The sequence below is a fragment of the Enterobacter sp. CP102 genome, assembly GCF_025152625.1.
Lineage (GTDB): Bacteria > Pseudomonadota > Gammaproteobacteria > Enterobacterales > Enterobacteriaceae > Enterobacter > Enterobacter soli.
Window position 1 is genome coordinate 2,343,310 of the sequence record NZ_CP104014.1, and the last position, 24,492, is coordinate 2,367,801.

24 protein-coding genes and 3 pseudogenes are annotated in these 24,492 nt (G+C 49.1%); 18 read left to right on the top strand and 9 right to left on the bottom strand.

Annotated features, from left to right (window positions below):
- The first annotated feature begins 94 nt into the window (after positions 1–94).
- Genes N1249_RS11075 through N1249_RS11100 form a run of 6 tightly spaced genes read left to right on the top strand, consistent with a single transcriptional unit; the run spans position 95 to position 5,000 of the window.
- Positions 95–529, top strand: coding sequence for a nuclear transport factor 2 family protein (locus N1249_RS11075; protein WP_259837794.1), 435 nt, complete (start codon positions 95–97; stop codon positions 527–529).
- Entirely contained in the window at positions 526–1,245 is a 720-nt protein-coding gene (locus tag N1249_RS11080; protein ID WP_259837796.1) for an SDR family NAD(P)-dependent oxidoreductase, read from the top strand. The genes N1249_RS11075 and N1249_RS11080 overlap by 4 nt, the downstream gene beginning before the upstream one ends.
- Complete coding sequence (locus N1249_RS11085) at positions 1,242–2,498, top strand: NAD(P)/FAD-dependent oxidoreductase (protein WP_259837798.1); 1,257 nt, start codon at positions 1,242–1,244, stop codon at positions 2,496–2,498. Before N1249_RS11080 ends, N1249_RS11085 begins: the two co-directional genes overlap by 4 nt.
- Before the next feature lies 1 nt (position 2,499).
- Positions 2,500–3,222 (top strand): DUF1365 domain-containing protein, encoded by a 723-nt coding sequence (locus N1249_RS11090; protein WP_259837800.1) that lies wholly within the window; start codon positions 2,500–2,502, stop codon positions 3,220–3,222.
- A complete protein-coding gene (locus N1249_RS11095; protein ID WP_259837809.1) occupies positions 3,219–4,439 on the top strand; it encodes a cyclopropane-fatty-acyl-phospholipid synthase family protein in 1,221 nt (406 codons plus the stop codon). The genes N1249_RS11090 and N1249_RS11095 overlap by 4 nt, the downstream gene beginning before the upstream one ends.
- 45 nt (positions 4,440–4,484) lie before the next feature.
- On the top strand, positions 4,485–5,000 hold the full coding sequence (locus N1249_RS11100; RefSeq protein WP_409193173.1) for a DUF3833 domain-containing protein: 516 nt from the start codon (positions 4,485–4,487) through the stop codon (positions 4,998–5,000).
- Between the two features lie 212 nt (positions 5,001–5,212).
- On the opposite strand, the gene N1249_RS11105 is transcribed toward N1249_RS11100, so the two are convergent.
- Positions 5,213–6,130 carry a hypothetical protein gene (locus N1249_RS11105; protein WP_259837813.1) on the bottom strand — a complete coding sequence of 306 codons (918 nt, stop codon included), beginning with the start codon at positions 6,128–6,130 and terminating at the stop codon, positions 5,213–5,215.
- 446 nt (positions 6,131–6,576) lie between these two features.
- Between N1249_RS11105 and N1249_RS11110 the strand changes: the two genes are divergently transcribed.
- The gene (locus N1249_RS11110; RefSeq protein WP_259837816.1) at positions 6,577–7,449 is read left to right on the top strand and encodes a LysR family transcriptional regulator; all 873 of its coding nucleotides are present in this window, start codon (positions 6,577–6,579) and stop codon (positions 7,447–7,449) included.
- An 18-nt stretch (positions 7,450–7,467) separates the two neighbouring features.
- Here N1249_RS11110 and N1249_RS11115 read toward each other — a convergent pair.
- Together N1249_RS11115 and N1249_RS11120 are read right to left on the bottom strand one after the other, a co-directional pair.
- Positions 7,468–7,623, bottom strand: a pseudogene (locus N1249_RS11115) (ISNCY family transposase); the annotation flags it as partial.
- Between the two features lie 24 nt (positions 7,624–7,647).
- Positions 7,648–7,763 (bottom strand): annotated as a pseudogene (locus N1249_RS11120) (arsenical resistance protein ArsH); the annotation flags it as partial.
- Between the two features lie 85 nt (positions 7,764–7,848).
- Here N1249_RS11120 and N1249_RS11125 point away from each other — a divergent pair.
- On the top strand, positions 7,849–8,169 hold the full coding sequence (locus tag N1249_RS11125; protein ID WP_259837817.1) for a transcriptional regulator: 321 nt from the start codon (positions 7,849–7,851) through the stop codon (positions 8,167–8,169).
- 44 nt (positions 8,170–8,213) lie between these two features.
- Positions 8,214–9,503 carry an arsenic transporter gene (locus tag N1249_RS11130; RefSeq protein WP_259837819.1) on the top strand — a complete coding sequence of 430 codons (1,290 nt, stop codon included), beginning with the start codon at positions 8,214–8,216 and terminating at the stop codon, positions 9,501–9,503.
- Positions 9,504–9,646: 143 nt separating this feature from the next.
- Here the strand turns inward: N1249_RS11130 and N1249_RS11135 are convergent.
- A pseudogene (locus N1249_RS11135) lies at positions 9,647–10,593 on the bottom strand (helix-turn-helix domain-containing protein); the annotation flags it as partial.
- 219 nt (positions 10,594–10,812) lie between these two features.
- Between N1249_RS11135 and N1249_RS23260 the strand changes: the two are divergent.
- On the top strand, positions 10,813–11,016 hold the full coding sequence (locus N1249_RS23260) for a colicin E1 family microcin immunity protein (RefSeq protein WP_409193168.1): 204 nt from the start codon (positions 10,813–10,815) through the stop codon (positions 11,014–11,016).
- Between the two features lie 96 nt (positions 11,017–11,112).
- Here the strand turns inward: N1249_RS23260 and N1249_RS11140 are convergent, their stop codons facing one another.
- The 3 genes from N1249_RS11140 to N1249_RS11150 form a co-directional block, all read right to left on the bottom strand.
- Positions 11,113–11,982, bottom strand: a complete 870-nt coding sequence (locus N1249_RS11140) for an aldo/keto reductase (RefSeq protein WP_259838093.1) — start codon at positions 11,980–11,982, stop codon at positions 11,113–11,115.
- 51 nt (positions 11,983–12,033) lie between these two features.
- Complete coding sequence (locus N1249_RS11145) at positions 12,034–12,387, bottom strand: cyclophilin-like fold protein (RefSeq protein ID WP_259837821.1); 354 nt, start codon at positions 12,385–12,387, stop codon at positions 12,034–12,036.
- A gap of 431 nt (positions 12,388–12,818) precedes the next feature.
- Positions 12,819–13,868, bottom strand: coding sequence for an alpha/beta hydrolase (locus N1249_RS11150; RefSeq protein ID WP_409193169.1), 1,050 nt, complete (start codon positions 13,866–13,868; stop codon positions 12,819–12,821).
- A gap of 262 nt (positions 13,869–14,130) precedes the next feature.
- Here N1249_RS11150 and N1249_RS11155 point away from each other — a divergent pair, with 262 nt between their 5' ends.
- The 5 genes from N1249_RS11155 to N1249_RS11175 all read left to right on the top strand — a co-directional run bounded on the left by N1249_RS11155 (position 14,131) and on the right by N1249_RS11175 (position 18,684).
- On the top strand, positions 14,131–14,811 hold the full coding sequence (locus N1249_RS11155; RefSeq protein ID WP_182061130.1) for a heavy metal response regulator transcription factor: 681 nt from the start codon (positions 14,131–14,133) through the stop codon (positions 14,809–14,811).
- A gap of 15 nt (positions 14,812–14,826) precedes the next feature.
- Positions 14,827–16,284: a heavy metal sensor histidine kinase gene (locus tag N1249_RS11160; RefSeq protein WP_259837824.1), complete on the top strand. Its 1,458-nt coding sequence runs from the start codon at positions 14,827–14,829 to the stop codon at positions 16,282–16,284.
- A 65-nt stretch (positions 16,285–16,349) separates the two neighbouring features.
- Complete coding sequence (locus tag N1249_RS11165; RefSeq protein ID WP_259837833.1) at positions 16,350–16,829, top strand: cupin domain-containing protein; 480 nt, start codon at positions 16,350–16,352, stop codon at positions 16,827–16,829.
- The gene (locus N1249_RS11170; protein WP_259837835.1) at positions 16,807–17,568 is read left to right on the top strand and encodes a carboxymuconolactone decarboxylase family protein; all 762 of its coding nucleotides are present in this window, start codon (positions 16,807–16,809) and stop codon (positions 17,566–17,568) included. Before N1249_RS11165 ends, N1249_RS11170 begins: the two co-directional genes overlap by 23 nt.
- A 51-nt stretch (positions 17,569–17,619) precedes the next feature.
- Positions 17,620–18,684, top strand: a complete 1,065-nt coding sequence (locus N1249_RS11175) for an alpha/beta fold hydrolase (RefSeq protein WP_259837837.1) — start codon at positions 17,620–17,622, stop codon at positions 18,682–18,684.
- A 111-nt stretch (positions 18,685–18,795) separates the two neighbouring features.
- On the opposite strand, the gene N1249_RS11180 is transcribed toward N1249_RS11175, so the two are convergent.
- The gene (locus tag N1249_RS11180; RefSeq protein ID WP_259837841.1) at positions 18,796–20,208 is read right to left on the bottom strand and encodes a hypothetical protein; all 1,413 of its coding nucleotides are present in this window, start codon (positions 20,206–20,208) and stop codon (positions 18,796–18,798) included.
- Positions 20,209–20,667: 459 nt separating this feature from the next.
- Here N1249_RS11180 and N1249_RS11185 point away from each other — a divergent pair, with 459 nt between their 5' ends.
- Together N1249_RS11185 and N1249_RS11190 are read left to right on the top strand one after the other, a co-directional pair.
- The gene (locus tag N1249_RS11185; protein ID WP_259837843.1) at positions 20,668–21,519 is read left to right on the top strand and encodes an aldo/keto reductase; all 852 of its coding nucleotides are present in this window, start codon (positions 20,668–20,670) and stop codon (positions 21,517–21,519) included.
- 28 nt (positions 21,520–21,547) lie between these two features.
- Entirely contained in the window at positions 21,548–22,537 is a 990-nt protein-coding gene (locus N1249_RS11190; protein WP_259837845.1) for an aldo/keto reductase, read from the top strand.
- Between the two features lie 34 nt (positions 22,538–22,571).
- Here N1249_RS11190 and N1249_RS11195 read toward each other — a convergent pair whose 3' ends face one another.
- On the bottom strand, positions 22,572–23,465 hold the full coding sequence (locus N1249_RS11195) for a LysR family transcriptional regulator (protein ID WP_259837847.1): 894 nt from the start codon (positions 23,463–23,465) through the stop codon (positions 22,572–22,574).
- A 148-nt stretch (positions 23,466–23,613) separates the two neighbouring features.
- Here N1249_RS11195 and N1249_RS11200 point away from each other — a divergent pair, with 148 nt between their 5' ends.
- Positions 23,614–24,405 (top strand): SDR family oxidoreductase, encoded by a 792-nt coding sequence (locus N1249_RS11200; RefSeq protein ID WP_259837848.1) that lies wholly within the window; start codon positions 23,614–23,616, stop codon positions 24,403–24,405.
- Positions 24,406–24,492: the final 87 nt, after the last annotated feature.

Consider the following 24,492-nt stretch of genomic DNA (forward strand, 5'->3'; position numbering starts at 1 on the left):
AAAATATTCCCTGCCTTTAACTTGGACAAATAAATAAGTTTGTGTAAGTTTTAATTATGCGCCACACGACGTGGTTTTCGTAAGGGTAGGATTTATGCGCGAACAGCCATCCGTTATTGACAGGTTCGTTGATTACTATGCCGGTCTGGATAAGAAGTCCGTTCCGGCACTTGCCGGGCTGTACGACAAGCACGCCGTACTTATTGATCCCTTCGGGGAGCATAATGGACTGTTTGCAATCCAGCGCTATTTCACGTATCTGCTGGCAAATGTAAGCGCCTGCCGTTTTGCCATTGATCCTCCGCTGTGTGATACCCAACGTTTTGCCGTGACGTGGACCATGCACTGGTCGCATCCGCGTATAGCCGGTGGCGAAATACGCTCTTTACCAGGATGTTCAACGGTTGAGATCCAGGGTGAAAAGATATTCCGACAGCGTGATTACTACGACGCCGGACAAATGATTTATGAACATTTGCCTTTGTTGGGATGGGCCGTTCGGAGCATCAAAAGGAGGGTAGGCGCATGACAACCGTCCTCATTACCGGCGCCAGTTCCGGGATTGGCGAAGGGCTCGTAAAATCATGGGCTGATGAAGGCAGTGATGTTATTGCCTGCGGTCGCGATCCTGAGCGGCTGGAAAACTTGCGTCGATATAGTCCAAAAATCACAGTACGGCTGTTCGATATGACAGACAGGGCCGCCTGTCGCCTGGGGCTCGCAGACTGCCAGCCCGATCTGGCTATTTTCTGCGCCGGGACTTGCGAATATCTGGACGATGGACGGGTGGACGCTGCTTTGGTCGCGCGCGTCATGGCGACGAACTATTTGGGCTCTGTGAATTGCCTTGAAGCACTCCAGTCACAGCTGACGGAGGGTAACCGTGTGGTGTTCATCAGTTCGATGGCGCACTGGTTGCCTTTCCCAAGGGCTGAAGCTTATGGTGCCTCCAAAGCCGCATTGACCTGGTTTGCTAACAGCTTGCGTCTGGACTGGGAACAGAAAGGTATTGCGGTGACCGTTGTTTCACCAGGGTTTGTCGATACACCTCTCACGCGTAAAAACGATTTTCCCATGCCAGGCCAGGTGAGCGTTGAATATGCGGTGAAGGCAATTCGCTGCGGCCTGGCAAAAGGGAAAAACCATATCGCCTTTCCGACAGGCTTTAGTGTGATGTTGCGACTGTTGGCTGGGCTACCTGAAGGGCTCCAGCGCTCAGTGCTGCGCAGGATGGTGCGCTCATGAATATCGCTATCATTGGCAGTGGTATCGCCGGTTTGACCTGCGCCTGGCGTCTTGCCGGGCACCATCAGGTGACTCTTTTTGAAGCGGAGTCGACCCCTGGCGGACACACCGCCACCGTGGATGTGGTTACGCCTCAGGGGCGTTTTGCGATTGATAGCGGCTTTATCGTCTATAACGACCGGACATATCCGCGTTTTATGGGATTGCTGAGTGAACTGGGCATCCATGGGCAAAAAACGCAGATGAGTTTTTCAGTGCATGATCCGCAAAGCGGTTTCGAATACAGTGGTCACACTCTGACATCACTGTTTGCGCAGCGTCGTAACCTGATTAATCCTGCCTTTTGGGGAATGTTGAAAGAGATTGTTCGTTTTAATTTTCTGGCGAAACAGTCACTGGATCAGATCGGCCCTTCTGCAACGCTACAGACATTCCTTGACCAGCATCACTTCAGTGCTTTTTTTGCGCGTCACTATATTCTGCCGATGGGCGCGGCGATCTGGTCATCTTCGCTCCAGGAGATGCGTCGTTTCCCGCTACTCTTATTTTTACGCTTCTTTGAGCATCATGGACTGCTGGATATCAGGAACAGACCGCAGTGGTACGTTGTGCCGGGCGGATCACGGGAATACATCCGCGCGATGCTGGCACTGCTGGGCGAACGTTTGACGCTGCGCCTAAATACCCCAGTTCTACAGGTGACGCGTAACGACAGCAGCGTCAACATCACGCTGGCGGAATCAACACATAATTTTGACCAGGTGATCTTTGCCTGCCATTCCTCACAGGCGCTGGCCATGCTTGAGGATGCAACCCCCAGCGAGCGTGACGTGCTGGGGGCGTTTGGTTGGCAGCGTAACGAGGTAGTGCTACATAGCGATCACCGCTGGTTGCCGGTACGCGAACGTGCGTGGGCAAGCTGGAATTATCGTCTTAGCGGACAGGATCTGGCCAGAGCCTGTGTCACCTATAACATGAACATTCTCCAGGGATTGCCTGAAGGGAGCCCATTATTCTGCGTGACACTCAATCCGGACATTCCTGTTGAAGAGCAATACGTCTGGAAACGCTTTGTCTACGAGCATCCTTTATTTAATCCTGAAAGCTGGCAGGCACAGACTCGCCGCAATGAGATAAGTGGCCTGCGTCGGAGTTGGTTCTGTGGTGCCTACTGGTATAACGGTTTTCATGAAGATGGCGTGCGGAGTGCACTGGATGTGGTTCAGGGCATAGTCGCAGGAATGGGTCGCTAAAATGAACAGTTGCCTTTACCAGGGGCTTTTACGCCACCGCCGCCTTCAACCTAAAACGCACCAGTTTTGTTATCAGGTGTTTATGGCCTGGCTCGATTTGGATGAACTGGAGCAACTCCCTGGCGTAGGGATACGAAGAAATCACTTTGCAGCAGCGGCTTTTCATGATGTCGATTATCCGCTGGGGACACCGTTGAAAGAAAAAGCGTTAAATCAACTTACCCGTCTGACAGGGGCTAGACCAGATGGTCGTGTGATGCTGTTGACACAGCTCCGCTACCTCGGCTTTCATTTCAATCCAGTCAATTTCTACTACTACTATGATCGCAAAGACATACTGCACTGGGTAGTGGCAGAGGTCCGCAATACGCCGTGGAATGAGCGTTATTACTACGCCATAGATGCACAGAAAAGGTATCCGCTGGATAAAGCCTTCCACGTATCTCCGTTTAACCCAATGGACATGGTCTATCACTGGCGATTTAACCCGCCCGGTAAAACGCTGCATATGCATATTGAAAACCATCAGGCAGCGAAAGTATTTGATGCCACCCTGATGCTCAAGCGTGAGCCTTTGACGAAAGCGAGTCTGCACGCACTGCTGTTGCGCCTGCCATTTATGACACTTAAAACGGTGGTCGCTATTTACTGGCAGGCTTTGAGGTTGTGGCTCAAGCGAGTCCCACTCTACAACCATCCCGCTAGCAGGAGTGAACGATCATGACCGATCCCGTCTTTGCGCTTGAACCTGATATTCCGTGCACGCTGCGTCTGGCGCGTTGGCTCCTTTTTCGTGTGCTAAGTGGCCTTCGCGAAGGTTCACTTACCGTGCGGGAAGGGGCGCAGGTCATTCATTTTGGCAACATGTCGGCAGAATTACGCGCCGACGTTCATATTATTTCCCCGAAGGTGTATTGGAGAGTGCTGACTGGTGGAAGTCTTGCTGCGGCAGAAGCCTGGATTGATGGGGAGTGGGAAACGCAACAGTTAACCACGTTACTTCAGATATTCGCACTCAACCGCACCATACTGGGCCGACTGGAAAACGGTTTTCGCCTGCTGAGCAGACCTGTTGAGCGTTTGCGTCACTGGACACGACGCAACTATCGTCAACAGGCGCGAGAAAACATTGCAGCCCATTACGATCTTGGCAATGCATTTTATGCGCACTTTCTTGATGCGGATTTACTCTACTCAAGCGCATTGTTCACCCGTCCGGAACTGACGTTAATACAGGCTCAGCAGGCTAAAATGGCGCGACTTTGCGAACAGCTGGCGCTCACCGCTGATGACCACCTGCTGGAAATCGGTACTGGCTGGGGAGCAATGGCGGAATACGCCGCGCGTCATTACGGATGCCGTGTGACCACCACCACGCTGTCGCAGGAGCAGTTTACATGGGCTAATGCCCGCATTGCCCGCGCTGGTTTACAGGACAGAGTGAAAGTGCTCCTGAGCGACTACCGCGATCTGACCGGGGAATTTGACAAACTGGTGTCAGTTGAAATGATCGAAGCGGTAGGGCGACGCTACCTGCCAGAGTTTTTCCGTACCTGTCAGGCTCGCCTGCGTCCCGGGGGCAAGATGGTGATTCAGGCCATTACCATTCAGGATCAGCGCTATCGCGATTACAGTAAAAACGTCGATTTTATACAGCGTTATATTTTCCCAGGGGGATTTTTACCCAGTATCACTGCGATGAGCAGCCTGATGACAAAGCATACCGATTTTGTCGTGCGCAATCTTTTCGATATGGGACCTGACTACGCCCTGACACTCGCTCACTGGCGGCAACAGTTCGCCCATGCCTGGCAGGATATTGAAAAACTGGGGTTTGATGAACGTTTTCGTCGCATGTGGCTGTACTACTTCGGCTACTGTGAAGCTGGATTTAAGGCTCGCACTATTAGCGTGGTGCAACTGACGGCTGAACGTGGATGAGTCGATGATGCAACTCACTGGAGGTGAAAAGTGAAACATTTATTCATGCTGAGCCTGCTGTTGATGATGCAGCTGGCCGGTTGTAGCGCAGACATCGCTGACTATCGCCAGCAGCAGCCGACACTGGATATCTTTCAGTACTTTCAGGGAGAAACGCAGGCGTGGGGAATGGTTCAGAATCGCAACGGCAAACAGCTTCGCCGTTTCCATGTGAGCATCAACGGTGATGTGGTAGGCAACACGTTAACCCTCAACGAACGATTTGTGTATGACAACGGAGAGAAACAGCAGCGGGTGTGGCACATCCGTCGGGTCAGTGCCGGTCGTTACGAGGGCACTGCCGACGATATTGAAGGTGTCGCAAAGGGCGGCGAAGCAGGTAATGCTTTTAACTGGCATTACAGCATGAATGTGAAGGCCAACGGTAAAACATGGCTATTAAACTTTGATGACTGGATGTACTTGCAGGATGACAACCATCTGTTTAATAAAACCGAGATGAAGAAATTTGGCATCACATTCGGCACGGTGACGCTTTTTTTCTCCCGTAAAGCTCAGTAACAAAAAGAGTGTACATACTGAGGCAGGAAAGAGCTTCGGACGTTGGTAATTCGATGATTGCCATGGGGAGGTTGTTGAAGGAAAAATTCATCCGTGAACATCGTGTATACGAGGAGTGTAGTCCGGCTACAAGCTCCTCGTACAAAGCAGTAAAGAATTTGGCTGGTATGATTTAAAATCCATCGCCTTAAATAACGTTGGATTTTACCCTTTTAGCTATATACAGTAACATCATACATATGAGCAAGAATTCCACCGATTAAGAACTCTTTTGTAGTCATTTCATATTCCGGGAAATAAAAATATCCTTCGTAATAAACGAAATCATCACCTACAGCATGAGTATCTGTTGATATGTTAAGCCCTCCACCATAGCTATAACCTTCCGTTGTGAGTACATTCACTTTAGCTACCATTGCTGAATATTTGAAATTTCTATCAAGCTTAATTCGTGCCGCTACTCTGTAAACTTCCCCAGGGGCAAAGGGAAGTTCATTTTTAGAGGCACAAGTCACAAAATCATGGACATCATAATACGGACTAAACATTATATCATTAACATTATCAAGTACTGGCCGACGTAAACAGCCAGTAAATCCAAATGCTGGATACTCCGGCATTACCCAGTTATAGGAAAAAGCAATCGTATCGTTAAAGTCCTCATGGAGAATTACGGTATTTTCCATTTCAACGGAGAATAGATTTACATCATTAATATATATATTGTACGATAGGGTGTCAGATGGGATGTTTGTCAACGCAATTTCAATAAATTTACACTCGGATGATGTTTTCAGGGCAGCATAAACATAGAATAGGTTTAGAAACTGCGAGTAGCATAACTGCTGATTTAAGGGATTTCCGGCAGCATCTAACTCCGTTAGCTTGCAAACTATAATGCTCTCTCGAAGTACTGGTACTTCTTTATCAACAAACGCCTTTAATTTATATACAGTATCAGGTAGGGCGGGGATTCTATTTTTGATCACTTGATCTTTTATTAAATGGACAAAAACCTGACCATTTCGTGAAACAAGTTCAGGTGCTTCACCCTCACCCTCATAAACCCATCCTGCGAGTGACATATCACTGAATGCGTCTTTATAAATAAGTTGAGTTGCTTGAGTCATAGATTCTCCTTAGTTTAATATATTAATTTTCTTCTCCACCCTTAATGCGTACTTTAACCATTCAGGGTGTAAGTTTTTATTACCTTTTGTTGTTGCCATATCAAATATAAAATAAATTCATCTGGTTATGATTGAAAAAAACACAATTACCATATTAAAATAATCACTATTCTCAAATGAAAGAGGTTTGAGAGTTTAACTATTATTTAATTCGTGATGTCATTCACAACTCAAAGATACCCTTTGAGAAAACGCTGCTCATAGTATTTTCGTCAGTCCCCCAGCCTCTGGCTGAGCATTTCCCAACCTGGAAGCAATTGCACTCTCATTTTTATGAATGCCACACATACATAATAAAGAAGCCGAAAATTAGATCTATATCAAATAACTCACTGATAAATGATATTTAATAAATATAAATAAACTTAATCATAAAGGTGAAGAGCATGTTCTTATCCAGGCAAACTATACAGTTCATCGTTGCTATACAAGAAGAAAGCTTGTTAAAAGCTTCAGAAAAGATTGCAATTACCCCTTCCGCAATGAGTCGGGGCATTAGTGAGTTAGAAAATAAAATAGGCTCTAAGTTAATTAAAAGAACTCGAAATGGCATACAACCGACGGATAAAGGAAAATCACTATATCTTGAACTTTTACCTCATTATAATGAAATTCAGTCATTAGCAAATCGATTGAAAAAATCTAAAGAAAATCTCGCAGTCATGATTGGGACTGATGGCCTATACATTCCAAAAATAAAGGAAAAAATGCATCACTTCATTAGAAATAATTCAGAAAAAAAAGTTCAATTTTTACCGGGTCGGGATGAAATCCCAGAAAAAATCCTATCTGAAGGAATCGTGGATATATATATATCCACAAAGCGGCCTGGGGGTAATGATGGAAGTATTACTTCTATCAGTATGGAACCAGAACTTATTGGCCTTGTTGTACATTCTGATATTTTAGGAAGGTATAAAAAAGTTAGTGACATACTTGCCAGGTATAAAGTTGTGCAGACACATGCGGCATTAAAAAACTCATTATTTATTAAAGTCAAAAAAATAATAAATGAAAACAAATATAGTTTTGATTCATTCCCAGTTGCTGATATTAACGAAATTTGCTATCTAGTAAATAAAGGGGATGGGGTGAGTTTTATGTCAAACGCCATAATGAATGATATGAATTTTTCAAGTAGTGTACAGTATATAGAGAAACCCTTCACACAACCAATTATTCTGCAACGATATATATGTTTCAAATCAGAGAGATATGAAGAACTTATGAATATATGTTCTTTACTTAGAGATTGTTGAAAAAGTTAGGGCAAACAGCGTGGGGCGGTCCTCGGCAGAGAGTGCCTGCGAGCGTTTATCCTGAACTAGCTTGATAAATTCGAGTGTGCGTCCGAGTCGTTTGTTGTCCACGATTGCTCGCAGGTCGACTTCCTGGAGCCGATTACAGGTGGAGTAGGGAAGAACATCGCCGTCAGCAGGCGACCGGCTACTTCCGCGGGAGCGTTCCCTTACTGGGCCATACAGGATCAGAATCCGTGGTGGCTCCTGCAGTTAAGGCGTTCAGCGATGTGTTGATCAAAGCATTCAGTGTTCAGGGCAGGAAATTGTTCCATTTTTCTTCTTCGGAGAGAACAGATGATTCCAAAGCAAACACATATGATTTACCATATGTATTTACTAACGGGAATGGAGTGATAAATGCTACAACCTGTTCAGCTTTTCAAAATCCTGTCGGATGAAACACGGCTCGCCATCGTCATGCTTCTTCGGGAGTCCGGTGAACTGTGCGTCTGCGATATCTGCGCGGCCACCTCCGAATCACAGCCAAAAATCTCGCGACATATGGCTATTCTTCGTGAGACCGAGCTGGTTCTTGACCGTAGGGAAGGCAAATGGATCCACTATCGTCTGTCACCCCATATACCGGCGTGGGCAGCAGAGACAATCACGACGACCTGGCAGTGTCTGCGCGAGGATGTACGTGAATGGCTGGACAAATCAGCCTGCGCCTCCTGCTGAGGCAGGAAAACATATTTACAAAATCATATATGATGGAGTCCGAGATGCTTTTGGCAGGGAGTATTTTTTTACTGACGCTGGTACTGGTGATCTGGCAACCCAGAGGCGTGAGTATTGGCTGGAGCGCGAGTATCGGGGCAGTGCTGGCTCTGGGTACCGGTGTCATCCATATCGCTGATATTCCCGTTGTCTGGAATATCGTCTGGAACGCAACGGCGGCATTTATTGCGGTGATCATTATCAGCCTGCTGCTTGATGAGTCCGGTTTCTTTGAATGGGCCGCACTACATGTCTCCCGTTGGGGTAACGGCCATGGTCGCCTGCTGTTTACCTGGATAGTATTGCTCGGTGCCGCTGTTGCGGCGTTATTTGCCAATGACGGCGCCGCGCTGATCCTGACGCCAATTGTGATTGCTATGTTGCTCGCACTGGGGTTCAGCCAGAGCACTACACTTGCCTTTGTGATGGCCGCAGGGTTTATTGCAGATACGGCCAGCCTGCCGCTTATTGTTTCTAACCTTGTGAATATCGTCTCGGCGGATTTCTTCGGTCTGGGCTTCACACAGTACGCATCCGTTATGATCCCCGTGGATGTAGCAGCGATTGTGGCCACGCTGGTCATGCTGCATTTATTCTTCCGCAGGGATATTCCGGCGACGTATGACGTTTCGCTGCTGAAAACGCCTGCCAGTGCGATAAAAGATCCTGCAACCTTCAGAGCGGGCTGGATTGTCCTGTTATTGTTGCTTATCGGTTTCTTTGTTCTGGAGCCGTTGGGGATCCCTGTCAGTGCAATAGCGGCTACTGGCGCAACAGTGTTGTTTGTAGTGGCGAAAAAAGGTCATGCAATTAACACGGGGAAAGTCCTGCGCGGTGCACCATGGCAGATCGTTGTTTTTTCGCTGGGCATGTACCTCGTGGTCTATGGCCTGCGCAATGCAGGGCTCACGGAGTACCTGTCCGGAGTGCTGAACCTGCTCGCAGGCAAAGGTTTATGGGTTGCGACGTTTGGCACTGGCTTCTTGACTGCATTCCTCTCATCAGTAATGAACAATATGCCGACGGTGCTGATTGGTGCGCTGTCGATAGACGGGAGTACAGCGGCTGGCGTCGTCAAAGAGGCAATGATTTATGCCAACGTGATTGGCTGCGATTTAGGTCCGAAAATCACCCCAATTGGCAGTCTGGCTACACTGCTATGGCTTCATGTGCTTGCCCAGAAAAATATGACAATCTCCTGGGGATATTACTTCCGTACCGGCATTGTAATGACTGTGCCAGTGCTGTTTGTCACTCTGGCCGCGCTGGGGTGGCGGCTCTCTGTCACTTTGTAATGAGATACTGATATGAGCAACATTACTCAAAATAGGTGGATGTCCGCGTATGGGTTATGTTTTCAGCTCTTGCCGAAGATGTCTTTGCTCCGAGTTTGCAGGTGTTTGAGTGCCGTCAACATGTCATCCTGATTCAGGCTACGTTGTGATTTCTTGCCAGGCTGCATCTTTCTGCGTGAGGTCTGGCCGTTAATTGATGGCAGAGCCTGCGAACGGGGGTTGTCACGCTTGTCCTGAACCAGATTTATCATCTCCAGTGCGTGTCCCAGGCGCTTGTTGTCGACGATGGCTCCCTGGTCCAATTCTCCCTGCTGGTCGTAAGTGATGAAGGGCAGGGAAGTACCGTTATACCGTTAGCCCGGAGCTCAATAGTGCCGTCCGGATACTGCCAGCCATCAATGTATTCCCCTGAAAACGCCGATTTTCTTCATTATCTTCGAGCAGATAAAGCTTCTTATCGTACTGTAATATCAGGTTTTTTTAGAACTTACAATGTTCACACCATGTGAATAGGTGGCTTTGCAAACCTGCGGTTGTAGTCAGCTATAAACTCTTCGGTAAAGGCGTTTGCAGCCTCAGGTGTAGTGATACCACGGAGCTGCAGCTCCTTGACCAGACGGTTCTGTAACCAGCGATGCTCGCTGCCATCAATCTGGATCAGCTCTCGGGTACAGGCACGCCGCGGCTGATATACACGCGGTGGCCGTAACTTGCGGGGGATCCATAAACCAGCCTGTGTCATCAGCTTGCGTACCGTCTCTTTGGCCAGATACAGACCGTGGATCTCGGCCAGCTTCTCGCAGGCTAAAGTAGGACCAAAATCAGCGTAACGTTCGCGAATAATACGCAGTGCACGTTCAGCAAGGCCCGGCATCAGTTGCCGGTTACCTGGCTGGCCACGACGACGGTTAACCAGCGAAAGTGGTCCGTGTTCGCGGTAACGCTCAAGCAAACGGCGGCAGTGTCTGTCCGAGATCTCCAGCCGGCGGGCGGCAAGACGAGTAGTAAGACGCCGGTCAATCACGTCCTGCAGGATCCTGAGTCGGTTCACATCGTTCATCGAAAAAAACTCCGTTCCGTATGCCGTCATTGGTCTCATCCTCAGAAAGCGGCGATCGCTGTGGTGAGACTGTATCTGGTCAGATACGGACATCTCAATTTAGTTATTAGAACTGTAGTGCGCATAATGTATATTATGTTAAATGGAATATAACCAACCGTACCGTACCAGCTCATGAGCCATTCCCTGCTGTTTCGCTACCCGACCAGCTAAGATTCATTCTTATCCCATAAGATACGGTTCTGGTGGTTGATTTTCCCCTTTGCAAAGAAAGCGATTGAACGGATTGCCCTGAAATATTCAACACGCGGACAGTGGACTACAGGTTTCTATACTGAAACGCCGATGAAGAACGGATTGTACGCATTCTACTTCATGCTGATTTTCGTCGTGTCCATACCAATTGGCGTAATCTATCTGCTGTACCTTGCGGTATCAAAAAAGGCCACATGACGTGGCCTTACTTCTCATCGACGCGCGCCGAAATTGCCGTTCTTTCACCCTTCCCTTTTTTCCAGAACGACTTGTTAACTCATTAGAGCGGCAAGATCAATCATGGATCCTGACGCCAAGACAACCGCGAACAAATTCAGGATTAAAATGCTTCACGGCCTCACCAACATAGCCTAAATCGAGTGCGCTGATTTGCGCCATTTCGCTCTCCGACAATGAGAAGTCCCAGATGGCGAAATTCTCAACGATACGTTCCTGATGAGTGGATTTAGGGATAACCGTAACACCACGTTGAATGTTCCAGCGCAAAACAACCTGAGCAATGGTTTTTTTATGGATGTCAGCAATTCCCTGAAGCATCTCATTTTCATACGGTTTATGTCTTCCGCCGCCCAACGGTGCCCAGGCTTCTGGCTGGACGTTGTAATGCTTCATAGTTTCCAGCGCGGCGGGTTGCGCAAAATAAGGATGCAATTCAACCTGATTGACCATCGGCCTGATCCTGACGGTTTCACAGAAGTTTGCTAATACATGAGCATAAAAATTGGACACCCCAATCGCTTTCAGTTTGCCGGCATCATAAGCATCCTCCAGCGCACGCCAGGCGCTGAAATAGTCACGCATCGCCTGGTGGAGTAAGTAAAGGTCAAAGTATTCCAGTCCAGATTTTTCCAGCGATGCGTCGATACCCGCTTTGGCCATATCGTAGCTGGCCATATCCTGTACCCACAGTTTTGAGGTAATGAACAACTCTTCGCGGGTACACAAACCTTCGGCAATGGCTTCACGAACTGCGTCACCCACCGCATCTTCATTACCGTATACCGCGGCGGTATCAATAAGACGATAGCCGGTACGAATCGCATTCAATACTGACTGTTTACATTCTTCTTTATTGGTAACCTGAAAAACGCCAAAACCTGCCATCGGCATTTTTAGGTTGTTGCTTAATACTGAATATTCCACTGTAGAGTACCTCCACTCTGTTTTAGGCATCAAAAATGTTCGGAGTAACGATTACTCAGTCAGAAGTTCAAATCTGGCGCTATAGGAGTCAGGATGGACGGGCAACGCGTCCGGCTCATCTAACTGACCTAATTTAACTAATCCGCCCGCATAGCCATGTGGTTTATAGAAAATAGCCAGATTGCCCCACGGGGCATACATCGTGATATCACCCTTTTTCGCGGCCATGCCTGCTGGTGAACCCGCGGTAGACAATCGGGCGGGTAAATCGCTTATTTTCTCCTCCCCGGCATAATCTTTCAGCGTCAATGTAAGCGGTAAAAGTGCTGCAAAATCGCGGCTTGCCTGACTGTCATTCAGGGTCGCGGTAATCGTTTTGTCGTCGAGAATAATGCGTAACTTCATAGGGTTTTCCTGTGTATGACGTGCAATTACCGTAGCCGGAAATATCGTGATCAAGGCCAGCACTAACCAACCCGAAAGGCCGGGTAATACAGGTTGCGTTTTAGAAGAGATAACCATGGATAGCCACCCGAGCGCAGACGTTTACAGCTATTTTGAACAGAACAAAACAGCTTGTTAATAGCGGTTATCAGAATAGAGAAATGAATTGAATTCATTAATTACAGCTATGATGATTGCCACTTTCTATCCCGTCGACCCCGTAGTTCATCCCCTGCCCCTTACCAGGTCTATGAATTCCATTCATAGCACCTATTTAAGTAGCGTAATTATCTTTAACCGCAATTTCTTTAATCTGGGTGTATCAGGAGAGTCAGTGCCGCGAAGATGGTGGGCATCCCCAACCTGTACGGCTGGGGTGTTATAGAGACTAACTAGATGTTTTTATCGAAGAAGACGTCTAATTTTTGCAAAGCCTGGTCAACATATTTTGGCACCCAGTAAGTCTCGATATGGGTAGCACCGTCGATCAGGAACAGTTCTTTGTCCTTCGTCCCGGTGGCTTTCGCGAACGCATCTTCAGTCATATAGAGCGTATCCGCTTTTGTACCGGCAATCATCAACAGTGGTTTATTGATGAGATTGATATGGTCCGTTACATCAAAACTCATCAAATCTAACAGGCTGCTTGTGGTGTATTTAAACGTTGAGTTCGGGTGTGCGTGGGTTTTCCAGTAGTACTCGTAGCCCTGCCGATATAAGGCAAAAGGCAATTTAGCAATCTGTTCATCAGTCAGGTTGGCATCACCGGAATAAAGCACCTCGCCTCCGGCAGCCTCCTGAGCACGTGCGTCAGATGCCTGCTGAAGACGCAGCTGGACAGTATCCAGCTGTGAATTTTGCATCCCGTTGCGGCGTACAAGGCCGGAATTAAACATGCTGATGGTTGCAATGGATTTAAACCGTTTGTCCGTCTCGGCAGCAACGAGTGAATAACCGCCACCACCGCAAATGCCAAGCAGGCCAAGACGGGAAGTATCAACCCCCGGATACTGGCTGATGTAATCAGCCATACCGTGAACGTCTTCAATACGGTTAACCGGTTTATCCACGCTGCGGGGCATCCCGCCACTGGCACCCTGATAAGCCGCATCGGCGGTGATCGTAATGTACCCATGCTCGGCGAGGCGCTGCGCATACAACCCGGCGACCTGCTCTTTTACGCCACCATTAGGATGCGCGACCACTACGGCAGGATATTTTTTGGCGGGATCGTAGTTAGCAGGGGTATAGACATTCGCAGCAATCTGGATGCCATGCAGATCGTATTTCACCGGATGAATGTTGACCTTGCCTTTTACGTTCTCAGCGATGGCGCCTTCATAAACGAGTGTGAATGGATTCTTTTTGTAATCAGCCGCATTGACTGAGCTCACTCCAGCCATTGCCGTGAGTAGCATTGCACTTATAAGCGTGAATTTCATGGTCTCCCCCGATGAGTGTCGGCCTGGTTTTGCAGGCTCGCGGATTTAAATGTGCAGGCTCAGATTAGGGCGAGAGGACTGTCAGCAGGGTGACAAGGAAATAACATTTTTGTCAGGAAACGGGCTGGGATGGCTAAGCGTTTCTGACAATGCTGTCAGGTAACTGTCAGCTTTATGTTGGCAACCAGGAGGCAAAATGGTCTCAGTAACAGGGTTGGTCAGGTATTGAAGCACCGTTGAAAAGTAAAGAGGAAGTCCCGATATGCGCCTACTTTTAGTTGAAGATGAAGAAAAAACGTCAACCTATCTCAACCGTGCGTTGAGCGAATCAGGTTTTACGGTAGATGTCTCAGCAGATGGCGCTGAAGGTCTTCATTACGCACTGGAGTTCGACTACGACGCGATAATCCTGGATGTGATGTTGCCGGGGATGGATGGCTACCGGGTACTCGAGGGTGTGCGGGCAGCCAAACAGACACCGGTGCTGATGCTCTCTGCTCGGGGATCGGTCGATGAGCGCGTAAAAGGTCTCCGCCTTGGCGCAGATGATTATCTGCCCAAGCCCTTCTCTCTTATTGAACTGGTGGCACGCATTCAGGCCCTGGTACGTCGCCGCTCTATGGATGGCGCGGATATCACCCAGCTGCAAATTCACGATCTGCATCTCGACTTACTGGCTCGCCGCGTTTTTCGTGCCGGAACACGGCTGGAGCTAACGGCGAAAGAGTTTTCCCTGTTGAGTCTTCTGGCCAGGCATCAGGGGGAGATCCTGTCAAAGATGATGATTGCTGAGCAGATATGGGACATGAATTTTGACAGTGATGCCAACGTGGTTGAAGTCGCCATTAAACGCCTTCGCGCAAAAGTGGATGCCCCGTTCGACGTCAAACTGTTACATACCGTTCGTGGCATGGGCTATGTCCTCGAAGTTCGTTCTGAATAAATGAAGAGGATAATCATGCCTAAGCGTTCCATCTCAGTTCACCTGGCGCTGATGTTTGCTTTATCCGCGCTGCTGATTGTGTCCGTAATCGGCATCCTGCTGAGAAGCTCCTTGCATGATTCTTTGCAAAAGCAGATGCACAACGAGCTGTTGTTCCGGGAATCATTAATGAGCCCGTGGATCACCGCACGAACCTCGGCTGAAGGCTGGTCGACGCTTGCCAACAAATTCACCGTTTTAACCAATTCTGAAGGTGAGCGCGTTCGCTACTGGATCGTGAGCGATAACCCACGCTTTAGCGTAGGAGGAACGCCACCAGTAGGCGTTCAGTGGTCTTCTTTGCAGGAAGGTTTTAATAAAGTGCCTGGCGCATCGGAAGGTGCATGTTCACTGTTCCTGTTAGTGAAAACTATCCCCGCCAATGGAGAAAGACCCGAGCTGCGCTATGTCGTTGCCATCGACTCAACACCCTACATGGGTACACTGAATGCCTTCACCAGGACGCTGCTTATCATTGTCGCACTGGGCGTCGTGATTGTCGCCATACTGGGCTACGTGGTTTCAAAGGTTGGTCTGCGTCCAGTTGGCGCGCTCAGTAAACAGGCCCGGCAACTCGCGCCCGGGGACCACGGCCAGCGCCTGAACACCCGCACGTTACCCGAAGAACTCCAGCAACTGTCTCTATCATTTAATGGCGTGCTGGAACGTCAGGAGATCGCCTGGCGTCAGCTCGACAGTTTTAATGCCGATGTTGCACATGAACTCAGGACCCCACTGACCAACCTGATTGGCCAGACGCAACTGGGGCTCTCACGCCGACGCTCGCAGGATGAACTGGAAGAGCTATTGGGTTCCAATCTGGAAGAGCTTGAACGCATGACGTCGATCGTTAATGACATGCTGTTCCTGTCCCATGCCCACGCGGGTGAACATGCTTCCCAGCTCATGCAGGTGTCCCTGCGAGAAGAAACCCTGAAAACAGCGGAGTATGTTGAACCCTCTTTTGCGGAAAAGCAGCTCTTGATGGACGTTCAGGGCGACGTCACCGCCCACATCGACCGGCGACTGTTCCACCGCTCGCTGGCCAATTTACTGGAAAACAGCGCAAGACATTCGCCATCCAATAGCACGGTTACGGTGCGCTTAAGTGAAAAAGGTCATCAGGCCTGTGTTGAAGTTTCAAACCCGGGCGATCCCATAGCGCCAGAGCACTTACACCGGCTTTTCGAGCGGTTTTATCGCGTTGATACCTCCAGGGCCCGGAGTGATACCCATCATGGGCTGGGCCTGTCGATCGTACGCGCCGTCGCCATTATGCACCGGGGTGATGCTTTTGCGCGAAGTGAAGGTGGCATCAATACATTTGGCCTGACCTTTGAGATACACGCGGATAAAACGACGAGCAATTCGCACTCCGGCACTGAACCGGAACCAGGGTTAACTGACAGAATTGTCAGGGGGGTGTCAGCCTGAGGACATCGCACCCTCGTTAATATCATCACAGGCAATCCCCCTCTTCATTGATAAGGACGCTTCGTATGATCAGGCATTTACGTTACCTCGGGCTGTTATTTCCTCTCTTTGTGTTTTCATCCTGGGCAGCGGAGCAACATTCCGCTGTTCATATCGCTCCCGCCGGAAGTCAGAACGCAGTATATGGGCCAGCGGAGAACTTTACCGGCCGCGTCCGGGTTGATCCTCTTTTTAAACCGGATAACGACATCCGTGCTTCCGGGGCCTATGTCACCTTTGAACCCGGCGCCCGTTCCGCCTGGCATACGCATCCGGCAGGCCAGCAGTTGATTGTGACCTCGGGCGTTGGGCTTACCCAACAAGAAGGCCAGCCGGTGCAGGTTATCCGCGCGGGTGACGTTGTCACTTGTCCGGCGGGCATCAAACACTGGCATGGGGCCGCACCGGGTAGCGCGATGACGCATCTGGCAGTAACCGGGGTTGTGGATGGCAAAAGCGTTAACTGGATGGAGAAAGTGACAGATGAACAATACCACGCCCATTAAGGCACTAGCAGCAGCGGTACTGCTGACCTTCGGTTTTGGTCTTACAGCACAGGCTGCGCCCGTCAATACAGGAGCCTCAGAGATGAACCATGAACAAACAGTTTCAGAAACACTGTCAGCCCGCCAGCAGGCCATCCCGTTGATTGCGGCATCGATGGCCAGCAGTCAGATGGATAAGCTGAATACGGCACTGAATCAGGGCCTTGATGCCGGGCTCACGATCAACGAAACCAAAGAGATACTCGTCCAGCTTTATGCCTACACGGGCTTCCCCCGGAGTCTGAACGCGCTGAGTGAACTGATGAAGGTTGTCGAAGCACGTAAACAACGTGGCATTAAAGACGTTGAGGGTAAAGAACCCACCGCCCCGATCCCTGTCGGAGATGAACTTCGCCGTTTCGGTACTGCCAACCAGACGAAAATCTCAGGCGCTCCGGTTCAGGGCCCGCTGTTTGATTTTGCCCCGGTCATAAATCAATTTCTGCAAACGCATCTGTTCGGGGACATTTTTGCCCGCGATAACCTCGACTGGCAAAGCCGCGAGCTGGCAACGGTTGGCGCATTAGCAGCCACACCAGGCGTTGAATCACAACTGCTTTCGCATACGCGTGCAAGTATGCGGGTCGGGTTGACGGCAGCGCAGTTGCGCCAGCTGGCAGAGGTTCTGCGTGAACATGGCGAAAATGATGCAGCTATGCGGGTTGAAAAAGCGTTGCAACAGGCGCTCGCAAACAATTAGGAGTTGGTTAGAGACGATACGCAGCTGATTTATTTATAAGAGGAAATACCCTTGAAGACACTTTTAAAAACACTGTCCTTCTGCGTTATTGCGGGTGGCATGGTGGCTCAGTCGGTATCCGCCGAGCTTTTGGTCATTCAGGAACAGGGCAGCTTTTCTGCTGGCGGGACGATAATCACTTCCCCCGGGAAATTTGACGCGAAAAAGCCGATGGACTCTGCTGGTCAAACTTATCACGGCGATCACGCGTCTGTGTTCTACCAAATCCCGGTGAATCCACATAAATACCCAATCGTCATGCTGCACGGCGCTGGCCAGTTCTCCCGAACCTGGGAAAGCACCCCGGATGGTCGTGAAGGTTTCCAGAATATATTCCTGCGTCGCGGATTCTCAACTTATCTTGTCGATCAGCCTCGTCGGGGCAGCGCCGGGCGCACGACGGTAGAAGGTACTGTTTCGCCAAAACCGGATGAGCAGCTGTGGTTTAATCAATTCCGCGTTGGCGTGTGGCCAGAGTATTTTAAAGGTGTTCAGTTCTCTCATGACAAAGAAGCGCTGAATCAGTATTTCCGTCAGATGACTCCCAATACCGGGCCGTTTGATATCAATGTTATCTCGGACGCGATGTCCGCCGTCGTGGATAAATCTGGCCCGGCGATCCTCTTCACCCACTCTCAGGGCGGCGGACCAGGCTGGTACACGGCAATGAAAAATGACAATGTCAAAGCCATTGTCGCTTTCGAGCCTGGCAGCAGTTTTGTCTTCCCGGAAAAAGAGCTCCCTGCCCCTATGCCAAGCGCGTTTGACACGCTAAAGGGCGAGCCAGTGCCAATGGAGCAGTTTATGGCTCTGACCAAAATCCCGATTCTGATTATTTACGGCGATAACATACCGGATAAACCTGTCGCCATGCCCGCGCAGGACAGCTGGCGCGTACGCCTGGCGATGGCCCGTGAGTGGCGTGAAGTGGTGAATAAGCATGGCGGGGATGTGACGGTTACGCATCTGCCAGAAGTGGGAATTAAAGGGAATACGCACTTCCCGTTCTCTGATTTAAATAATGTGCAGATTGCTGATTTGGTGAGTCAGTTCCTTAAGGACAAGGATCTGCAATAGGAAGTGATAGTATTGAGCCTTCATTGTTGAGGGCTCAATACAAGTATCTGAGCTGTAGGTTTATCGCCATAAGACACAATATTATTGGGCATATGGACTTCAAGCTACTGATTAACGTATCACACTGACATTTTCCAGTTTCACTGGGCTTTCAGGCTTATTACCTACTTGCATCGCTACCGGGATAAAAACATTGAGATCCTGCAGCCAGGCGAGTTTGATACTGCTACCCACTTGCCCTTCGTCAGTTTCATGGCAGTCAACTAATAGAAATTTCCCACCAAATTCAGGAGCAATGCTATTTGCGTCGCCCTTTGTTGTTACTTCGCAGCTTAACGCTGAAGTAATGACTTTCTTATCAGAGTCAATACTATCCCATTGCGCCTGATAACGTTGACCTGTCACTAGCGGGAAATGCAGATCCGTCTGCAATTTGTTGAGGAGTGATGAGCCAGTGCTGATGGACATGGTAAACTTAAGCTGTAGCTGATTAGCCAGAGTTAAACGTTGCACTTTCCAGATACCATAATCCTCCAGTTTGCGTACATAACCATTTGGTTGTGCATCCAACTGCACTTTGGTCTTACCGAGCGCGCTTACTTCGGTATAACGAACCTGTTTAAAGCGTGGAAGTGCCCAGGGTTTGATCAATGACTGAGCCTGGCGCTCAATTGCATCAGAGAGGGAATATTTATTCAGCCACTGTGGATTATTATCACTCAGGTCGGGCATTGATGGCCCCATCAATGTTGATATTGGTTTATTCGCGGCGGGTACAAAGTGGCCTTCTGCTGTAAACTTTTTTCCTGCGGGTAACTGGCAAAGCTGCTCGAAGCGTTGTGCCATCTGAGTGTCAATTTTGAAACTACTCTTGCGACGAACAATGTCAGCAGTTATGAGCGAATCCGTTACGCGCCCCTCACTGTCAAAGTTCATTGCAGCAACGGCATCACCCTGATGGGTTTTACAGTTGTATATGTAGTGTTCAATCTTTAATTCAAGCGGCGCATCGTAAGGCGGTTCCCAAATGATATCTGCAAAGTCATATCCAACGCGTACCGATAAAATGTCGCCACTGTGCTGAATGCTATTAACATCGACCAGCTTGGTAATGCCGAATTCAGACGTGGCTGATAACTTTTCCCATCGAGCCTCTTTTATTGGTAGCTGGCAAACCGTACGAATATCTTCTGCTGTCATCTGCTTATCATCCTGTGCAGGTGCATACCGAAGGTAGCTGTCGCCGTAATAGCGAGCAGTGGTATAGCCCTTATCATTCAACAAATCCTTGTACAGAAGCTGTGCCTTGCCCTGTTTGCAATCAATGGTTCGCCATTGTTGGGCTGTTTTCCCGTTATTAAAGTTTAACGACACCATGAAATTTACACGATCATGGATTCTGGTGACGGATAAGGGATTAGTGTCACCACCTGTCAATGTAGGCGTATCAGCAGCCTGAACGAAAGAAAACGGCAAGAAAGACAGTAAAACGAGTGGGCGCGTTAAAAGGCGTACGATAAACATACATGTTCCTTCATTTATTCATTAAGAATTGAAGATATCGGCATTTCACAGCAAATTATTAGCCATCATTGGTTCTTACAGTTCTGCTACTTATGTCAAAATGATTCAAATTTAGCGATTAGCGGAGACTTATTGAAATGGCTATTGTGTTCAACAATATAGTTTAATGCTCTCCATCAAACCTGAATGGGCAACAAGGAAGCGCGGAGAATTTACAGAAATCCTTAGCGAACAGGTTTAAAAAGGTCGGGGGTTTTTCAGAAACGTCGTTATCATCACTTTGATTCGAGCATCATTGTTCTAATCGCTCAGCATCCAACTGCCGCTCCTGGCACAAAGCCGATCGTTCCCTGTGTTTATTAATGAATAAATCAAATAAACCCTAGCTAATTACCCCATCTAATCGAATAAATCTCTTTGCGTTATGCTTTTCCTGGACAACAGCTGAAGGATAACGTCATGCAAACTGTAAAACTGAATAACGGTGTTGAAATGCCCTTGCTGGGCTTTGGTGTGTTTCAGATGTCTGATGCCGCTGAATGCGAGAGAGCCGTTATTGATGCCATCGATACGGGATACCGCCTGATCGATACCGCCGCGTCTTACCAGAATGAAACCCAGGTCGGGAACGCACTGAAACAGACCGGCATCGCCCGTAACGAACTCTTTGTCACGACCAAACTGTGGTTGCAGGATACCCATTACGAAGGCGCTAAAGCACAGTTCGAACGCTCCCTTAATCGACTGCAACTTGATTACGTTGACCTGTACCTGATTCACCAGCCTTACGGTGATGTCCATGGGGCCTGGCGTGCCATGGAAGAACTGCACCGGGCAGGCAAAATTCGCGCCATTGGTGTCAGTAACTTCCATCCAGACAGACTGGCCGATCTTATCGCTTTCAACAACGTTGTCCCTGCGGTAAATCAGATTGAAGTTAACCCGTTTAACCAGCAGTTACATGCGGTTCCATGGAATCAAAGCCGTGGCATTCAGCCGGAGGCCTGGGCGCCGTTTGCGGAAGGCAAAAATGGTCTGTTCCAGCATCCCGTGTTAACGGCCATTGGTCAGAAGTACGGCAAAAGCGTGGGCCAGGTTGTGCTGCGATGGATCTTCCAGCGAGGCATCGTTTCGCTGGCGAAATCAGTGCGTAAAGAACGCATGGAAGAAAACATTAACATTCTCGATTTTGAACTCAGTCATGAAGATATGCTGCAAATTGCCGCACTCGATACCGCAACCAGCGCCTTCTTCTCCCACCGCGACCCGGCAATGGTGGAATGGCTGACTGGCCGCAAACTTGATGTTTAAGTCGCGATATAAAAGAGGTAGTCATTCAATGCAAAAACGTTATCTGGGTAAATCCGGACTCGAAGTCTCTGCGCTTGGGCTCGGCTGCATGGGCTTAAGCCACGGCTACGGCCCGGCGACAGATACTCGTCAGGCTGTCGGGCTGATTCGCGCTGCGGTCGAACGTGGCGTCACCTTCTTCGATACCGCCGAAGTATACGGCCCCTTTCTTAATGAAGAGGTTGTCGGCGAAGCGTTAAAACCGTTTCGTGACCGCGTGGTCATCGCCACCAAGTTTGGTTTTACCTTCGGTGATGACAACAAGCAGCAGATTTTAAACAGCCGTCCGGAGCATATTCGTGACGCTGTGGAAGGATCACTTCGCCGTCTTAAAACTGATGTCATTGATCTGCTGTATCAACACCGTGTCGACCCGGATGTGCCCATTGAAGATGTTGCAGGAACAGTGAAAGACCTGATAGCTGAAGGCAAAGTTAAACATTTCGGCCTGTCTGAAGCGGGTGCACAAACCATTCGTCGTGCACATGCGGTACAACCTGTCACAGCCCTGCAAAGTGAATACTCCATGTGGTGGCGCGAGCCTGAGAAGGAGATCCTGTCATTGCTGGAGGAACTGGGCATCGGTTTTGTCCCTTTCAGCCCATTAGGTAAAGGCTTCCTGACGGGTTCAATTAAGCCAGGAACCACGTTTGGCAAGGATGATTACCGCAGCACTGTGCCACGTTTTGCCGAACAAGCGATTGAAGCGAATGAAAAACTGGTCTCATTGCTGGGTGAACTGGCAGCACAAAAAGGCGTGACGTCTGCGCAAATCGCGCTGGCATGGCTGCTGGCACAAAAGCCGTGGATTGTTCCTATCCCTGGCACCACTAAGCTGCACCGGCTGGAGGAAAACCTGTGCGCTGCCGACATCATTCTTTCTCAGGATGACTCACGGCAGATAACACAGGCGCTTGAAACGATTAAAATTGTCGGGGAGCGTTACTCCCCTGAGCATCAGGCTCGCGTAGGCCGTTAATACCCTGGCGGGTCCGTATCACGTTGCGGACCCGTTATTCCGAGTAGCGAAGCGCATCGATCATCAGCGCAAACGCCGGCGGATGCTGCTTTCGGCTCGGGTAGTAAAGATAATATCCGGGGAAAGAGGGACACCAGTCCTGGAGAACCTGAATGAGTTCGCCTGACTGTATATACTCCAGCACCCTATCCTCAGGTATACAGGCGATCCCAAAACCGGATAACGCGGCATCGATCCTTTCCGCCTGCATATTAAACGTTACCTGCCCATCAACCCTGACCCGTAACGGCTTCCCTTCCCGCTCAAACTCCCAATGGTAAAGTCCACCAGCCGTCGGCAGGCGCATATTGATGCACCGGTGATTTTGAAGATCGTGGGGTGTTTCAGGTACCGGGTTCTCTGCAAAATATGACGGTGCGCCAACCACTGCCATTCGCATATCTGGCCCGATTCTTACGGCAACCATATCCTTATCCACGCTTTCACCCAGACGGATCCCGGCATCAAAACGCCCTTCCACAATATCGACAAAACCGTTATCAACCACCAGCTCAACGTTGATTTCCGGATATTCCCTGAGGAAGGGTTTTAACTTCGGCCATACCACACTTCGCGCGGAATGCTCACCGGCGGATAAACGGATATTGCCGGAAGCAGTGCCATTGAGTTGAACAAGGGATTCCAGCTCCTGTTCAAGATCGGCTATCCGGGGTTCAAGACAGGCAATAATTCGCTCCCCCGCTTCTGTTGGGGCAACGCTTCGGGTCGTGCGGGTCAGAAGGCGGATTTTCAACCTTTCTTCCAGTGCCTTAATCGCATGGCTGAGGGCTGACTGGGAAACACCAAGTTTGCCCGCGGCTTTCGTAAAACTACGCTCCCTTGCTACCACAAGAAAGAGTTGAAGTTCGTTGAAGTTTTCTTTGAGCATTGGCGATTTCCTTATAGAAGCATTCCCTTCAACGCTCACTCATGAAGGGCGTTCATAGACACAATCATTTTAGCCCCATTACTGACAATAATGATAATTGATATTCTGACGCTATCGAAAATTAGTCTGAAGTATCAGAAGGTTTATCATGAAAATACTCGTTGCTGGTGCGACAGGAAGTATTGGTCTTCATGTCGTGAATACCGCTATAGAAATGGGCCATCATCCCGTAGCCCTTGTCAGAAATAAGCGCAAAGTTAAATTACTTCCTCGTGGAACCGATGTTTTCTACGGCGATGTCTCAATGCCTGAAACACTTACCGATTTGCCGAAAGATATCGATGCCGTGATCTTCACTCTCGGCTCTGATGGTCAGGGGCGAATTGGTGCCAGAGCAATAGATTACGGCGGCGTGCGTAATATTCTACAAATATTCAAGGATACGTCTGTTCGTATCGCCTTAATGACCACGATTGGCGTGACTGAACGGCTCAGCACATGGAATCAACGCACTGAGGTTCATGACTGGAAAAGACGTGCCGAACGTCTGGTCAGGGCGAGTGGTCATCCCTATACCATCGTCAGGCCCGGCTGGTTTGATTACAACAATGAAGATGAACACAAAATCGTTATGCTTCAGGGAGACAGACGCCATGCGGGAACGCCAGAAGATGGTGTGATATCCCGCGAGCAAATTGCCCTGGTTCTGGTCAGTGCTCTGAGCAACGATGCGGCAAAAAATAAAACGTTCGAGCTGGTAGCCGTACGAGGCATAGCACAGCAGGATCTTACCCCTCTGTTTGCTCAATTGCAGGCAGACAATCCCCAAAAATATGATGCCATTTTAGATATGGACAATATGCCCCTCAGTGAAGAGCCTGAGTGCATTATTAATGAGCTAAATCAGTATTCAAAAAACTCAGCGCATCTAAAACCCTGACAGCATTGTCATATAGCGGTCAGTCTTATGACAGCTTAGGTCTGTATAGTTAACTAAACAGACGGAGAAATCCCTCCTGATACAAGC

Coding starts and splice junctions, on each gene's coding strand:
- N1249_RS11075 (WP_259837794.1), top strand. CDS start 95: ATGCGCGAACAGCCATCCGTTATTGACAGGTTCGTTGATTACTATGCC.
- N1249_RS11080 (WP_259837796.1), top strand. CDS start 526: ATGACAACCGTCCTCATTACCGGCGCCAGTTCCGGGATTGGCGAAGGG.
- N1249_RS11085 (WP_259837798.1), top strand. CDS start 1,242: ATGAATATCGCTATCATTGGCAGTGGTATCGCCGGTTTGACCTGCGCC.
- N1249_RS11090 (WP_259837800.1), top strand. CDS start 2,500: ATGAACAGTTGCCTTTACCAGGGGCTTTTACGCCACCGCCGCCTTCAA.
- N1249_RS11095 (WP_259837809.1), top strand. CDS start 3,219: ATGACCGATCCCGTCTTTGCGCTTGAACCTGATATTCCGTGCACGCTG.
- N1249_RS11100 (WP_409193173.1), top strand. CDS start 4,485: ATGCTGAGCCTGCTGTTGATGATGCAGCTGGCCGGTTGTAGCGCAGAC.
- N1249_RS11105 (WP_259837813.1), bottom strand. CDS start 6,130: ATGACTCAAGCAACTCAACTTATTTATAAAGACGCATTCAGTGATATG.
- N1249_RS11110 (WP_259837816.1), top strand. CDS start 6,577: ATGTTCTTATCCAGGCAAACTATACAGTTCATCGTTGCTATACAAGAA.
- N1249_RS11125 (WP_259837817.1), top strand. CDS start 7,849: ATGCTACAACCTGTTCAGCTTTTCAAAATCCTGTCGGATGAAACACGG.
- N1249_RS11130 (WP_259837819.1), top strand. CDS start 8,214: ATGCTTTTGGCAGGGAGTATTTTTTTACTGACGCTGGTACTGGTGATC.
- N1249_RS11145 (WP_259837821.1), bottom strand. CDS start 12,387: ATGAAGTTACGCATTATTCTCGACGACAAAACGATTACCGCGACCCTG.
- N1249_RS11150 (WP_409193169.1), bottom strand. CDS start 13,868: ATGAAATTCACGCTTATAAGTGCAATGCTACTCACGGCAATGGCTGGA.
- N1249_RS11155 (WP_182061130.1), top strand. CDS start 14,131: ATGCGCCTACTTTTAGTTGAAGATGAAGAAAAAACGTCAACCTATCTC.
- N1249_RS11160 (WP_259837824.1), top strand. CDS start 14,827: ATGCCTAAGCGTTCCATCTCAGTTCACCTGGCGCTGATGTTTGCTTTA.
- N1249_RS11165 (WP_259837833.1), top strand. CDS start 16,350: ATGATCAGGCATTTACGTTACCTCGGGCTGTTATTTCCTCTCTTTGTG.
- N1249_RS11170 (WP_259837835.1), top strand. CDS start 16,807: ATGAACAATACCACGCCCATTAAGGCACTAGCAGCAGCGGTACTGCTG.
- N1249_RS11180 (WP_259837841.1), bottom strand. CDS start 20,208: ATGTTTATCGTACGCCTTTTAACGCGCCCACTCGTTTTACTGTCTTTC.
- N1249_RS11185 (WP_259837843.1), top strand. CDS start 20,668: ATGCAAACTGTAAAACTGAATAACGGTGTTGAAATGCCCTTGCTGGGC.
- N1249_RS11190 (WP_259837845.1), top strand. CDS start 21,548: ATGCAAAAACGTTATCTGGGTAAATCCGGACTCGAAGTCTCTGCGCTT.
- N1249_RS11195 (WP_259837847.1), bottom strand. CDS start 23,465: ATGCTCAAAGAAAACTTCAACGAACTTCAACTCTTTCTTGTGGTAGCA.
- N1249_RS11200 (WP_259837848.1), top strand. CDS start 23,614: ATGAAAATACTCGTTGCTGGTGCGACAGGAAGTATTGGTCTTCATGTC.